Source organism: Staphylococcus sp. GDY8P67P, assembly GCF_017892545.1.
Classification (GTDB): domain Bacteria; phylum Bacillota; class Bacilli; order Staphylococcales; family Staphylococcaceae; genus Staphylococcus; species Staphylococcus ureilyticus.
In genome coordinates, this window is record NZ_JAESLH010000004.1 from 271,906 (window position 1) to 286,989 (window position 15,084).

General features: G+C 32.7%; 14 protein-coding genes and 1 riboswitch. Of the genes, 6 read left to right on the forward strand and 8 right to left on the reverse strand.

All coding sequences use genetic code 11. The features are described 5' to 3' along the window. Positions 1-16: 16 nt before the first annotated feature. Positions 17-949: a lactate/malate family dehydrogenase gene (locus KA833_RS01340; RefSeq protein ID WP_210128131.1), complete on the reverse strand. Its 933-nt coding sequence runs from the start codon at positions 947-949 to the stop codon at positions 17-19. A gap of 52 nt (positions 950-1,001) precedes the next feature. Next, the gene (locus tag KA833_RS01345; protein ID WP_064209198.1) at positions 1,002-1,817 is read right to left on the reverse strand and encodes a MetQ/NlpA family ABC transporter substrate-binding protein; all 816 of its coding nucleotides are present in this window, start codon (positions 1,815-1,817) and stop codon (positions 1,002-1,004) included. A gap of 93 nt (positions 1,818-1,910) precedes the next feature. After that, positions 1,911-2,020, reverse strand: a riboswitch (SAM riboswitch). 383 nt (positions 2,021-2,403) lie between these two features. Here KA833_RS01345 and KA833_RS01350 point away from each other — a divergent pair. From KA833_RS01350 to KA833_RS01360, 3 genes are all read left to right on the forward strand, one after another. Then, positions 2,404-3,261 (forward strand): ABC transporter substrate-binding protein, encoded by an 858-nt coding sequence (locus KA833_RS01350; RefSeq protein ID WP_046206669.1) that lies wholly within the window; start codon positions 2,404-2,406, stop codon positions 3,259-3,261. 468 nt (positions 3,262-3,729) lie between these two features. Further along, positions 3,730-4,032, forward strand: a complete 303-nt coding sequence (locus tag KA833_RS01355) for an ArsR/SmtB family transcription factor (protein WP_046206668.1) — start codon at positions 3,730-3,732, stop codon at positions 4,030-4,032. Positions 4,033-4,117: 85 nt separating this feature from the next. Further along, entirely contained in the window at positions 4,118-5,131 is a 1,014-nt protein-coding gene (locus KA833_RS01360) for a zinc-dependent alcohol dehydrogenase family protein (RefSeq protein WP_046206667.1), read from the forward strand. A gap of 378 nt (positions 5,132-5,509) precedes the next feature. Here KA833_RS01360 and KA833_RS01365 read toward each other — a convergent pair whose 3' ends face one another. Beyond that, positions 5,510-6,361, reverse strand: a complete 852-nt coding sequence (locus KA833_RS01365; protein ID WP_046206666.1) for an NAD-dependent epimerase/dehydratase family protein — start codon at positions 6,359-6,361, stop codon at positions 5,510-5,512. Between the two features lie 527 nt (positions 6,362-6,888). Here KA833_RS01365 and panE point away from each other — a divergent pair. Further along, positions 6,889-7,806 carry a 2-dehydropantoate 2-reductase gene (gene panE / locus KA833_RS01370; RefSeq protein WP_046206665.1) on the forward strand — a complete coding sequence of 306 codons (918 nt, stop codon included), beginning with the start codon at positions 6,889-6,891 and terminating at the stop codon, positions 7,804-7,806. Positions 7,807-7,849: 43 nt separating this feature from the next. Beyond that, positions 7,850-8,668 carry an acyl-CoA thioesterase gene (locus KA833_RS01375; RefSeq protein ID WP_046206664.1) on the forward strand — a complete coding sequence of 273 codons (819 nt, stop codon included), beginning with the start codon at positions 7,850-7,852 and terminating at the stop codon, positions 8,666-8,668. Positions 8,669-8,720: 52 nt separating this feature from the next. Here KA833_RS01375 and KA833_RS01380 read toward each other — a convergent pair whose 3' ends face one another. From KA833_RS01380 to KA833_RS01400, 5 genes are all read right to left on the reverse strand, one after another. Then, on the reverse strand, positions 8,721-10,079 hold the full coding sequence (locus tag KA833_RS01380) for a PTS ascorbate transporter subunit IIC (protein WP_046206663.1): 1,359 nt from the start codon (positions 10,077-10,079) through the stop codon (positions 8,721-8,723). Positions 10,080-10,101: 22 nt separating this feature from the next. Then, on the reverse strand, positions 10,102-10,386 hold the full coding sequence (locus KA833_RS01385) for a PTS sugar transporter subunit IIB (RefSeq protein ID WP_046206662.1): 285 nt from the start codon (positions 10,384-10,386) through the stop codon (positions 10,102-10,104). Between the two features lie 5 nt (positions 10,387-10,391). Next, positions 10,392-10,832: a PTS sugar transporter subunit IIA gene (locus KA833_RS01390; RefSeq protein ID WP_046206661.1), complete on the reverse strand. Its 441-nt coding sequence runs from the start codon at positions 10,830-10,832 to the stop codon at positions 10,392-10,394. 10 nt (positions 10,833-10,842) lie between these two features. Continuing rightward, positions 10,843-12,783 carry a BglG family transcription antiterminator gene (locus tag KA833_RS01395; protein ID WP_046206660.1) on the reverse strand — a complete coding sequence of 647 codons (1,941 nt, stop codon included), beginning with the start codon at positions 12,781-12,783 and terminating at the stop codon, positions 10,843-10,845. Between the two features lie 292 nt (positions 12,784-13,075). Next, a complete protein-coding gene (locus KA833_RS01400; protein ID WP_046206659.1) occupies positions 13,076-13,972 on the reverse strand; it encodes a DUF7916 family protein in 897 nt (298 codons plus the stop codon). Positions 13,973-14,255: 283 nt separating this feature from the next. Between KA833_RS01400 and KA833_RS01405 the strand changes: the two genes are divergently transcribed. Then, entirely contained in the window at positions 14,256-15,080 is an 825-nt protein-coding gene (locus KA833_RS01405) for a zinc ribbon domain-containing protein (RefSeq protein ID WP_046206658.1), read from the forward strand. Positions 15,081-15,084 lie beyond the last annotated feature (4 nt).

Below are 15,084 nucleotides of genomic sequence, written 5' to 3' on the forward strand. Positions count from 1 at the left end.
TCTATATTAAATGAACTTAATTTTGTGCTATATGAATTGTTTGTCTGATATATTGATATGCTTCAACGAGCTGCTGTTCTTCTTGTTCATCCAATGTGATAGGATATCTTTGTACAATACCATGCTGATCAATTAATGTCGGCAAACTATACGCCCCGTCATCTAGCCCGTATTCCTGACTGATTGATGTTAGTGGCATAATTGTGCGTTGATTCAAAGCAATCGCTTGTATCAATGTAGTAGTCACCCTGGAAATCGCTGCATTGGTCCACCCTTTTTGATAAAAAACATCCATTGATACTTCATTGATAATTGATGTAATATGTGCTTTATCAATTACTGGTGATTGACTTAAAGCTTCATACTCTGATAGTTCCATACCATGAATGCGCACTTTGCTCCATACAGGCACTGCATACTGACCATGTTCACCAATAACAAAAGCTTCAACATTTTTAGGATCAATTTGGTAATGCTGAGCGATAATGGTTTTGAACCTTGAGCTTTCCAATGCTGTACCCGTTCCAACGATTTTATGAGTTGGATAATTGACTTGATTAGCAAAATATACCATCGAATCCACTGGGTTAGAAATTAAAATAATAATAGCTTCTTGCGTTACTTCAGCAATTTGTTTCATAACATTTTTTATAATATCATGATTATCTTGTGCCAATAGTGTACGATCACCATCGTTTTTATCCGTTTGTATACTTGCGGCAATTACTATAAAATCTGCATCAGCTAAATCTTGATATGCGCCAGCTTTAATTCGCACATGACTTGTATTAAACAATCCTTGCGAATGATTATGATCAAGCGCCTCACCGCTTGCAATTTCTTCTTTGCTATCAATTAATACAATTTCTGAAAATAAATTCAAATATTGAACGTCTGTCAATACTTGGCTGCCCACTCTACCAAGTCCGACAATTCCTAACTTAGACATGTGTAACCATACCTCCTCTGTTTGTTAAAACCTATATCATAAATTAATGTTTTTATTTTTCATACGGTATAACATCTTCATTATATTCTTTTTTTATGAACTTTTTCATATCTTCAGATTGTAAAACTTTTAATAGAGTTTGATACTTTTCATCATCTTTATGGCCTTTTTGAACTGCAATAATGTTAGCAAATGGTGATGATTTACCTTCTATTGCAATAGCATCTTTGTGTGGCGTCAAACCATTATCTATCGCATAATTAGAATTCATGATGACAGCTGCGCCTTCTTTACTTTTATATGTTTTAGGTAAAAATTCTGCACCCTGCTTATTGTTAAATTTGAGATTCTTTTTATTTTCCACGATATCTTCAAATTTGGCATCTTCAATTTTGACACCTTTTTTAATTTTTATTAATCCTTTATCTACGAAAAATGATAAGAAACGCCCTTCTTCAGCTGGATTATTGGAAACGTAGATTGTAGAGCCTTTAGGAATGTCTTTGATGTCTTTATATTTTTTACTGTATACGCCCATTGGTGTCGTAAATACTTTTCCTACTTCCTCAATATTATAATTATGGTCATCTCTTTCAGCCTTTAAATAAGGTACATGTTGAAAGAAGTTTGCATCAACATCACCTTTGTCTAAAAGTTTATTAGGTACTTTGTAGTCATTAACAACTTTGATTTCTAAATCATACCCCTTTTTCTTCATTTCATCTTTCGCATGTTTTAAAACTTCGCCATGAGGTGCTGGTGATGTAGCAATCGTGATTTTTTTATTTTCTTTATCTTTGGACGAACCACAAGCTACGAGTATTGCAGCAAAACATACTAAAATTGTTAAACTAATCAACTTTTTCATAACATCTCTCCTTAACCTTGTCTGAAAATAAAATTCACTCATTATGTAAAAAAATACTTTCTCTTATTGTAATAAAGAGAAAGTATCCACCTTCTCTTATCTTTGAAAGTAATCAAGATTACTTTCTGTGAATTAGCACCATTTCGTTTAACGATGGTTGCCGGGTTTCATCGGGCACATCCCTCCACCTCTCTAAATAAGAGTCAATCCTATGTATTTGAGTTGTATTAATCCTAGCATTCCACTCATGTATAGTCAATAAATTTTAGAAAATTCTAATTAATTATTGATTAATCTAATGTTAATAAAATTGTTCCATGTGAAACGAATATATTTACACTATGAACCGGCAATGCACTCACATCTTAATTATTTAATTTGTTAGTTTACATAATGGTTTTACTTCTATTTTCAAATAAACATAATGATGTCCGTATATGAAACCACCAATATTGTGTGGGTTTTCTAAAATATAAAACATTCGTTTATAATCATTGTTGGCATTTGAAAATATAGATTTCTATTACGTTTTGTATAACAGTTAAGTGGAATATTAATACTGTACTATCTATTAGGAGGTAATACAATGACTTTTGAATTTAAACATGATTTAGGAACGACTGATTTACCAGAAGATATTCATTCAGCAGTAGCTTTAGAATTTTCTTTTGTTGATGCATTCGTTGCTTTAAATATAGATGTTAAAGGCATTGCTGATGATAATGATAGCACAAATTTAATATCACCAATTAAAGAAGCAGTTGGTAAATATAGATCTGTTGGCACTCGTATTGATCCAGATTTTGAATCAATTCGTTCTGCCTCTCCGCAACTTATCATTGGAGATGTTGATCGTCATCAAGATATATATAATGAATTAAGTGAGATTGCACCTACTATTTTATTTAGAAGTTTTGATGCTGGCTATCAAGAAACTTTAGAAATATTCCAACGTATTGGTACAGCAGTTAATAAATCTAAAGAGGCTAAAGAGCGCTTAGACAAACACAATGAATTAATCAATGATTTCAACAAGCAAATTGATATAGATAAAAACAAAGAAACATTGGCGGCTGTAGTTTCTGAACAAGGTATAACTGCACATTCTAACAAAACGTATGTAGGTGAACTTCTAAGTAAATTAGGTTTCAATAATGCACTTAGTGAAAACATTGCGGATAAACTACCTGCATACAGAGAATCAAATTATTTAGAAATGTCATATGAACAGCTTGTTGAGGTTAATCCAGAAAGATTAATTATAATGATTGATGAAAATAATGATGAAGATTTAAACAAATTACAAAACAGTAATCAATGGGACCAACTTGATGCTGTAAAAAATAATAATGTTCATTTCGTAAATAGAGATGAATGGTCAAAACTGCGTGGCTTATTTGCCTCTGAAGATATTGCAAAAACTTTAGCTAATCTTAAAGAATAACGTATCTTTATAATTGTATTATCAGTTTACTCGTTTTTTAAAATTAGTTATAAATGATGATATTAATTATAAAAATAGTTAGTTATTTAAGATAATATTTGAACTCAAAAGATTACAAGATGCTAGGCAATTCATCATTTGCCTCAGCATCTTAGTATTATATTTGAACAACAATAGTCGACCGAATAAAAACCATTTCCAAATTGTTGAATTACTAATACTTATACCTGAAAACTATATCTAAAATTAACTTAAAACACTACACTTGTTTCATTACATAATATCAAAATCTATCATCGGTCCAATTTATCATTCTTTTCTCAAATACAAGAGATACTGAAATGTAAAATATAACTATAGCATGCGGCGTTTCAGCTGTTTCACCATTCATACAATCAAAACGATTATTGAGTTGAAAATTGTAATAATATATTGACATATCGAAATATAACGATGTAATATAATGATATGGAAAATTTAGAAGTTTTTAAAGCATTGGCAAGCCCTACTAGATTACAAATTTTGCATTGGTTAAAAGATCCTAAAAGTAATTTCGGTTATCAAGAGGGTATTGATTTAGTAGATGTAGGCGTTTGTGTGAGTCAAATTAAAGAAAAGTTAGACATGACACAATCTACTGCATCACAACACTTGTCTATATTAAGTAAAGCAGGCCTTGTAAATTATAAACGTTTAGGTAAATGGACGTATTATAAAAGGGATGAAAAAGCCATAAAAAATATAGGGAAAGTGATTGAAAAAGAACTATAAGTTAGTTCTTTTTTATTCTTACACATCGTCATTTAGCGATATAACGATTCATTTTCCATCATAACTTTAAAAAGGAGTTTTAATAGTGAAAGCATGGCATTTAGAAAATTTCGGTTTAGATAATTTAAAGCAAGTCGAGGTAGATAAACCTAAAATTAATGAGAATCAAATTTTAGTGAAAGTAAATTCTGTGTCACTTAATTATCGAGACACTGCTATTGTCGAAGGTGTATATACACCAGAGTTACTCAAGTTCCCCTTCGTCCCTGTCTCAGATGCTTCAGGTGAAGTTGTAGAAATAGGTTCTAATGTTACTAAGTTTAAAATTGGGGATCGAGTTACATCTCACATGTTCACAACTTGGTTAGAAGGTAAGCCAAAAGGTGATGAGCAACTATATGCATTGGGTGCTACAGTTAATGGCGGACTTTCAGAATATATGGTATTAAATGAAAGTGCTACTGTTTTATCTCCTGAAACTTATACAGATAATCAGGCATCTACATTACCCGTAGCAGCATTTGTTGTCTGGTTCTCTTTAGTTGAATATGGCAATATTAAAGCGGGCGATCGCGTATTAGTACAAGGTACTGGTGGCGTGTCTATATTTGCAATTCAAATTGCATCAGCATTAGGTGCAGAGGTTATTGCAACAAGTAGTAGTGACGAGAAACTAGAAAAAGCAAAAGAACTGGGTGCCTCTAAGGTAATCAACTACAAAACCCACCCTGATTGGGAAAAAGAAGTACAAAAATTAACAAACGGTAAAGGCGTCGAACATATTGTCGAGGTAGTCGGTGGCTCAAGTATTGCAAAATCTATAGAAGCTTTAGCATTCCAAGGAAATATTTATGTTATTGGTTTTCTAGAAAATATGGAAGCAGAGGTAAATTTATTTTCATTACTTGCTAAACAAGCCAAAATTCAAGGTATTAATGTAGGACATCATAGAGCTTTTGAAGATTTTACTAAAGCTTTAGATAAACTAAATATTGACCCAATAATTGACAATGTGTATTCATTTGATCAAGCAAAAGAAGCATATGAGCATCAGATGAAAGGTGCATTTGGTAAGATTGTTATAGATTTTCATAAGTAGGGCCATTGAAACACTAAACCCGAAACTTACTAGAGTAAGCTTCGGGTTCTTTTAGATGTGCTGTGTTGACATTCGTAAATAATGCACAATGTAAAGCTATCCTCAATAACGGCATATTGTCCACCATTGGTAATATAGGCGGTTTCGCTTTATCATTCAGATGTATAAATTGTAAATAACATTATTATTTTGATTTCAAAGACATTTTTATCTCCACTAATATACACCATAATACTATGCTTTATTGAATATTATGTAATTAATTAAAAATCTAAGAAAGCCTTAACGATAATGCTGTTAAGGCTTTTTTACATAAAAAACATACATTAATAATATCTCGCATCAATGTTTATGCCACTTTCTAATAAATTTCTAAATCTAGTTTATTGGATTCATTCCAACTTTCCATGTTTTATAAGTTAATTTACCACCTTGCCTTTTAAACTTTTCATTACTTACACCGCGTTCATAGGGTGCTGCAGCTTTTATATTAATGTAGGGTGTTACATTTAATAAGTTTGCATACCAGTCAGCCCAAACATTGCCTTTTACAGGATCATCATCTGCTACATTATAAATACCCGAGTCAAAGTTTAAAGCCTGAATTGCTGTTTCAATTGCATCATCTATATGAATAAATGATTGAACACCATCTGTGATTGAAATTTCATTATTCATAAATTGATTATAAATCATGCCGTCTTTACCATACCAAGTACCTGGACCATATAATAACCCATAACGCAAAATAACATAATTTTTTATTCGAGCTGTTTCTTTTTCTAATCCATCAACGCCATCTACTGTAATTTTACGATCTCCACTAGATTCGTAATCTAAAGCCGTATCCTCAGTTGCCAACCCATTACCGCCTTCATATGCGAAAGCAATGCTTTGTGATTGGATATGTTCCACGCCGTGCTGAATTGCTGCATCAACAAGATTTTTTGTACCTTCAATTCTAACTTTTGTGTTAGCTGACATATCAACCTGCTTTAAATCAGTAATTTCATTCATGATAATGTCTGGTTTGAAATCACCAATACTGCGTTCTATCGTTTCGTATTCTAAAATATTACCGATATATGCTTGAATACCTGCATTAACTAGTTTCTCCTCACCCTTTTTAGATGTTGTTAATCCAGCTACTTCATAGCCTTCTTCAAGTAAACGCTTTGTCAGTTTCGTGCCAATAAGACCTGTAGCACCAGTTACAAATACTTTCGTCATAATCATCCTCCTTCATGATTCACATTTTATAATCATTTTTATTTTTCTTGTCTAAATTTTATACTACTTTCAAAGATGATAATACACGTGACCTTCAAAAGCTTATGTAACATCTTAAAGGTCATGTTCATTATAAATATCAAAATAATGATATGAGCATGGTTCTACATTTCAAATAATTGCTATATAGTAATCACCACTTTCACTCCATGCTTCATTTATTAAATATACCCACAGCGTAATTTAACAATAAACAATGAATTACGTTATATATCACTTGCTTTTGCAACTACTCGGCCAATCCATTACATAATCATCAAAAATTTAATGTTTTTATATTTTGGCTTAGATTATTAAGTCTCATTTCTCAAATATGAAGGATGTTCTTTGATATTTAAAATTTATTGTATATTATGCAATGAGCATGCCTTTAAATTTTCTGTTCATTTCCAATGCGTAACTTTGAACTTTTAGTGGTATATATATATAACAATATGAATCATTACATAGATTAAGGAGTGTTTAAGATGCGTATTTTAGTCTTAGGAGCAGGTGGAATTGGAGGCTATTTTGGTGGTCGTTTAGTAGAAAATCATAAAAATGTCACTTTTTTAGTAAGACCGAAAAGGAAATCTTATTTGGAAAGGAACGGCTTAGTCATCCATAGTGAGAACGGTGATTATAGTTTTACCCCTCAATTGATTACTAAAGAAGACAAAGCAGAACCATTTGATGTAATTTTACTATCTTCAAAATCCTATCACCTTGAGCAAGCAATCGATGACTTGAAACCATTTGTTGGGGACCACACAGTGATTATCCCATTGTTGAACGGTGTTGCACATATTCAAAAATTACAAGCTGTTTTTGGTGAAAATAAAGTCATGGGTGGATATTGCATCATTGAAACCTCATTGAATGCCACTGGTGAAGTCGTACAAACTAGTGATTTCGATAAACTTTTCTTTGGAGAATTAAATGGTACGAATAGTGATAGAGCTAAATTAATAGAAGATACTTTCGCTAATACAAAATCTGAATTTATATTAACTTCAGATATCATGCGTGGTATGTGGCAAAAATATCTAATGATTACAGTATTATCAAGTGTAACTACGATGATGCATGCACCAATCGGGCCAATACGTGATAGTGAAGGTGGCACTGATTTTATCAAATCATTATATGAAGAAGTTTCATCCATTATGAGAAGTCACCAAGTGCCCATTGACGATACAATAGTTGATCAGTATATGAAAGGACTTACTAAGCTCTCATATCATTTCAAAACATCAATGCAACGTGATATGGAAAAAGGCTTAAATATCGAAGCCGATCACTTACAAGGCTATTTACTGAATTTAGCCGAAGAACATCAACTAAACGCACCATTGCTTTATGCTTCATATCAAAATCACAAAGTTTATAAAGAAATGCTTCAATAAAATCTTCTTAAAACTTAGCTAAAAATTATAAGGAGGCAGATCAATGAGCTTAAATACGTACGCACACCCTTTTGATATCGCAACAAGCCTAAAACAACAAGAAATTGGCGTTTATCATGGACATACTTCTGACGATTATGCCAATATGGTTGGCCCTTTTGGTGGTGTGATTGCATCAACATTATTACGAGCAATTATAGAACATCCTGACTTTCTTGGTAGCCCAGTTTCATTTACTGTTAATTACGCAGCACCTGTCAAAGACGGCTCATTTATTATTAAGGCAAATCCTACAAGAACCAATCGTTCTACACAACATTGGTATGTTGAACTGTGCCAACATCATGAAATAGTTATCACAGCGACTGCAGTTACCGCAAAGAAAAGAGATACATGGTCTTCAACCGAATTAATCAAGCCAGAAGTGCCAGATGCAGAACGTGTAGACAGTTTATCATTAACTGAAGTCCCACCCTGGGTAAATCATTATGATATTAAAATAGTAAAAGGTGCACCTAGAGCTTACACAAAATCAAATCATGCAGATTCAGTTACATTACAATGGATGAAAGACAAGCCAAATAGACCACTAGATTATTTATCACTTGCTTCAATGTGTGACGCCTTTTTCCCAAGAATATATGTCCGTCGTGAAAAAGTTGTTCCAATAGGTACAGTTTCTCTTACTGTTTACTTTCATTCTGACACGGAAACATTAGAAAAACACAATAATCATCATGTATTAGGACATACACGGGCACAAAATTTTAATAACGGTTTTTATGACCAAACCGGCGAAATTTGGAGTGCTGATGGATCGTTATTAGCTACGACAACACAACTTGTTTACTATAAAGAATAAAACAACACAAAATCCTAGGTTTATGATTTTACATAGCCTAGGATTTTTATGATTACTGTTCTTTCATCGCTTTTTGGTTCGAACGTTTTTGTAATAAAATTGACACTACAGCGACAACAACAATTAAGCCAACAATACCAATGATGCCCAAATATTTTGCTACATTACCAAGCACGACACCCACTACTAAGAAATCTGTATCTGAGAACGTAGTAGCAGCACCACCTAAATCCCCTAAAAATGGCAAGAATAATAATGGTAGGAACGTGATTAATAAGCCATTTAAAGCTGAGCCAGCTACCGCACCTCTAATACCTCCGCGTGCATTACCAAAGACACCTGCCGTAGCGCCCAAGAAGAAGTGTGCAACCACACCTGGAAGTATCACGACACCACCGAATAAGAATAAAATGAACATCCCAATCACACCTACAATAAAGCTGACAAAGAAACCGATTAACACTGCATTTTGTGCATAAGGGAAGACTATCGGACAGTCTAACGCAGGTTTCGTATTGGGAACCAATTTTTCAGATATACCTTTAAATGCAGGCACTATTTCTGCAAGAATTAAGCGAACCCCAGTTAAAATAATAAATACACCTGCTGCAAATGTAACGCCCTGAATAAGTGAAAATACAATAAAGTTTTGCCCATCGCTGATTTCTGAATGTACGAAAGTAGGTGTAGCAAACAATGATGCTACAAAATAAAGCAATGTCATTGTTAAAGAAATACTGATCGTACTTTCTCTTAAAAAACTTAACCCTTTAGGAAAATTGATATCTTCAGTCGATTTTGATTTACTTTTAAATAATTTCCCAATTTCTCCAGCAGCCCAATAACTCAATGTACCAAAATGACCCAAAGCAACTTGATCGTTTCCAGTGATCTTTTTCATTGTAGGCTGTGCTAAAGCTGGTAATATTGCCATAATCAAACCTAAAATAATCGCCCCAATAATCACTGTTAACGTACCTGTCACATGACCAACTGACAATAATATCGCTAAAAATGCGGCCATATAAAATGTATGGTGGCCAGTTAAGAAAATATATTTCAAATTAGTTATACGTGCAATAATGATATTCACTAGCATGCCAAACACCATGATTAACGCTGCAGTCGTACCATATTGTTCCAGTGCAATTGATATGATCGCTTCATTATTAGGCACAACCCCCTGCACACCAAATGCATGTTGGAAAATTTTACCAAATGGTTCTAATGATTGCGTTACTACATTAGCACCCGCACTTAAGACTAAAAATCCTAAAATTGTTTTTATCGTACCTGAAGTAATATCAGTTGCTGACTTTTTCTGAACAATTAATCCAATCAATGCGATTAGGGCAACTAATATCGCAGGTTGACTCAAAATATCGACGATAAAATCAAGAATTGGCTTCATCGTCCCACCTCCTTATTAATGATTAAAGTACGTTTAAATCTTTTAATTTTTCATCTAGTTTTTGCTGTAATTCTTCTTTATCTAATATATTATCTAACACAATGACATCACCTAAATTTTTTGTGTTTTCTTCTAAATCTCTCCCACAAATAAATAAATCTGCCATATCAGGGCTCGCGCTCATAACATCACTATGTTCAACCTTTATGTCTGATGGTGCATTTAAATTTTTAAGTGCTTCTTGTGCATTCATTTCAACCATAAAACTACTTCCTAATCCGTGACCACATACTACTAAAATTTTCATTGTCCTCATTCTCCTTTAAATATATTTATAATTTCACTTGATGTTTGTGCATTTAATAAATGTTCTACTGTCTGTTGATTGCCTAAAGTTATAGCTAAATTTCTCAATACTTCTAAGTGTCCTTCATTATCTATAGCACTTAATACAAAAACCAATGAAGCATAGTGCCCTTCTTCTGAAAAGTTAATGTGCTGATTTAGTTTTAACAAACTTAGACCTATCTTTTTTACATTATTATTCGGTCGAGCATGTGCAATCGCTATTTCTGGAGCAATAACTATATAAGGGCCTAATTTTTCTACACTATGAATCATGTCATCAATGTAATCTTGCTGAAAATAGCCTTGTTCTTTCAAAGGATTTGCAGCTATACTAATTGCTTCACGCCAACTTTTAACCTGTTCAAGTACTTGCACTTTATCTGATGATAAAATTTCCAAAGTCATTTTCCCCTCCTTAATGTTGACTCACTTCATTTATGCAGTGCATAATTGCTTCAATATTTCCTGAAAGTAATATATTTCTAGTTTTATCATTCATAATCAGTTCACTAAGTTGTCTCAATGCATTTAAATGAATTTGCGGCTGAGCGGTTGCTAACGTCACAATGATATATACAGGATCATATTGTTCATGTCCAAAGCGAACACCTTTTTGATAGTGTGTCAAACTAAAACCTACTGTCCCTTTAACATGTGTTGGTTTAGCATGAATTAAAGCAATGTGCGGACTGATAACCATATATGGTCCAAATGCATTTAATTGTTCAATGATTTCATCGGCATAAATACAATCAACAATTTGAGTATCAATCAAAGTTTCAATACTTTGCCTAATTGCATCATTTCTACAAAGCGAAGGTTGTTGTGTTAAAATTCTATTTTTTGGTAAGACTTCTTTTAGAGTAGGCCCTAGTCCTTTGATATCATACACATATTGTTCTCTTGATTTATTAATAATTGTGTTAATTTGTTGACGGTCATTTTTATCTAAAAATGGAGAAACATTGAGTATAGGTATTGAAGCATGTTCAAACGGTACCGTTGATATGATATAGTCAACGCCTTCATGCTTTAATAACGTCTCATCAATTTCGTAGATTGAATAAGCATCTACAATTTCAAGTTCAGGATAAATATGTCGAATTCTACTTCTCAATAATTGTGAAGTACCGATGCCTGAGCCGCACAGTAAAACTACTTTTAGAGCATTTGTAGTAATTGCTGAAATACGTTCAATTGCTGAAGCAAAATGTAACGTAATGTATGCAAGTTCATCTTTGTCAAAGCAAATACGATAATTCTCTTCCACGCCCCAAATATGATTGCGTAATCTTTCTACGATGTGATGGTACTGTTGAAATATTTCATCTGTCAGAGGATTATTATGCGTCATATCGAACTTCAACCGGTGAATTGCTGGTCTTAAATGAACAATTAAGCCATTTAATAATTTAGTATCGTTAATTAAATCTATGCCTAAGTCACCACTCATGCGTTCTATCAATTGTTCGGTTAGAATTTCTAAATCATCTATTGTTTCGTTTTTTTGATTCATCTCTGAAGTTTTAGCCCCTAGCAAATGTAATGTAATAAAGCCTGCTTCGCTTTTAGGGAATTGTATATCGAGTTTTTCTTCCAAAGATGCCTTTATAAGTAATGCCACGCGAAATTGGTCTGTTTCCGCTAATTTGTTATATTCCATATCTGGTATTTCAAAAACAAACTTTTCTTTCGTTCGGTGTATTGCAATTAAAATATGATAAATCAGACCATCAATTGCACTTTGGACTAACTGATAATCCGCTTCAAATAATACTGACACTACAGTTAATCGAATCGTTTCCAATGCTTTATTCGAAAATAGCTTATGCCCTATTTGATGTGTATGGTTTTGAAAATATTCATGGACACGTGTCGCATATGCTTTTCGATAATCTGTTTCTTCACCTTGTATGATAAATCCCTTGTTTTTAATATATTTTAAATTCAAATTATAAGAAGATAACCAAGTCTGTACATTTTTCAGATCTTCAACGATCGTTCTACGTGTCACAGAAACCATATCGGCCAACGTGTTAGAAGATGTTGGTGTATTAGATTCAAATAGCTTTAATATGATATATCGAATTCTTTCTTCTTTAGAATAATGTATTGAAGTCGCTATATATTGAGGAACAATATCATCCAAAGGTTTTTTAGATTCAATCTTTATACCTGCATTTTTATTTCTAAAAATCGTTAAATCCAATTGTTTTGCCATACTTTCTATATATTCTAAATCGTACTGTATCGTCCTTTCTGAAACATTGAATTGGTTAGCTAAGTGATGAATAGTTATAAAGGATTCACGTTCAAGTAAGAATGTTAAGATATGATGCTGTCTCTTGCTTAACACATGAGCAACCTCCTTATATTTATATTGTAACCGCTTACTTTCATTTTTAGATGTGTAATCTCTTTCGTCTCATAATCCGAAAAGTTGCACATCTATCATAAACGATCACTTTTTAAAATTATAATTTATTTAATTATAATTTTATATAAATACTTCAATAAAATATTAAAAAGAGAATCCAACATTAATGTGTTGCATCCTCTTCTCCATACCTATAATTTTTAATGTATTTAATCAAACTAAAATAAGCCAATGAATATTTGTAACCATGGATTTATGCATGGCGTTTTTATTAGCGATTTATGGAACGTGCAATCATCGATATCGTGTGTCTCTCTCCACGCAACGCCTTACTCAATTCAAATATATTTTCCACAGGAGCTAAACCACAATAACTCCCATCACCAATGTGTTGAATATCCACACCACATATTTTATTTCGAATGGCAAAATCTCTAATAGTGCTCGGATCAGCGCTCTCTTGACTCGTACCAATTGCTGACATGACAAGTCCCCCTTCACGATGAACTTCTTTGACAATGTCTTTAAGTTGCGCTTCATCGAAACCTGGCACTGTACCCACAGCAGGTACTAGTATAATATCAGCACCCGCTTCAATAAATTGCTTTACATATGCCCTGGTAATCACAGGCTCATCTACACCTGAACTATGCATTTTCCCAGCGATAATCAAACCTGAAAAATGATTTCTTGTATTTTGGATTGCTTCAACTATTTTCTTATTAGATACACCAGTTGCAGGATTTCCAGTCATACATATAAAATCCACCCCTAATGCTTCAAGTACTTGAACCGTTTCAGGACTTGCTTGACGTCCTTCTGCAATTTCTAAGTGTTGCTCATACATATTTGTTCCGTCATCAACAGGTTCTAAGTTCACACCAATGGGTCTACCCACGAGTCGTTTTAATGTTTCTATAACCTGTTCGTGTTCATCTATATTTTTTACTTTTGGATGAAACGCATCAAAGCCATTTAATAAAATCAAATCAGCACCAAACGCACGCGCTATTTCAGCATTGGTAATATCTGGCACGACAGGCGTTTCTGTAACTATATTTTCAGATAAAACTACACGCCCAGCACTCGCCTTAATGCTCTGTTTTAATTCTTCACCTGACATTGCTAGTAGTTCTGAAGCATTGTTACTCAGTATTCGCTTAACCATTTGTATTCCACTCCTTAATATATACTTTAGCTGTCATCTATTTATTATAACTACATGATATAGTAATGATGTTCTTTCTTCCGTAACGACGTCACTGAATCCCCCTATATTTCATTATACACAGCCTCTACTTATTATTATTATTTTTTAAATAAAATCTACTACTATATGCATTTACATTTTTTTGAATTTAAATTTAGTTAATTTTCAAAATAGTAGTGTAACACAAATATAAATGTGATAATATTATATTTTAATATACATATTACAAGGGGGAAGCTTTATGCAGTGTCCAAAATGCGGAAATCCTATTGAAGCATCAGATTTATTTTGTGGAGAGTGTGGTACAAAATTATCTCATCAAACAAATACAACAAACGAAACTAAAAACAAACCGAACCATGCATCCGAACATAATTCAACGGAATCTAATGCAACACAAATATCAACACAAGATTCAACACAGTCTAATCATAAAAATGAGCAGTTTTCAAAGCATACTTCAGATATTTTCAATGAAGCTAAAACGTTCTTTTCAACTGCTTTCAGACATCCTGATAAAGAACTTGTGAGTCCTCACTTTTTTTCTTACAAAACACTTTTCAGTTTAATCGTAGCAGGATTACTTTTATCCATTATATTACTAACGATATTGATACCTGCAGAAGTTGCATATTTCATGACAAGTAAAGCAAGCGTTGTGTTTAACATTTCACTTTTCTTATTAATAGCAATTACAGTACTATTTGGTATCACTTTTGCACTAATAAAAATATTAAATATTAATTCGACGTTACATAAAGTATTTTCAGATTTCGTTTTAGTCAACACCCTTTCTGTTATTACACTTTTGTTTGGTTTATTATTTTTAGCAATTCATGTTCCAAGTTTTGCAGTATTCCTTATCATTATTGCTATATTATTTACACTCATTGCACCAATATATTTAATTACGAAATACAGCCACAATCAACTTATACGTATGCCTGTCATTTATTCTATATTTATCTATATCATCATTTTAGGAATCATTTTACGTATTATAGTGGAAAGTACTGTTTCTAATACATTAAGTGATTTAAGTTCATTTTTTAATACAGGTTATTAAGGAG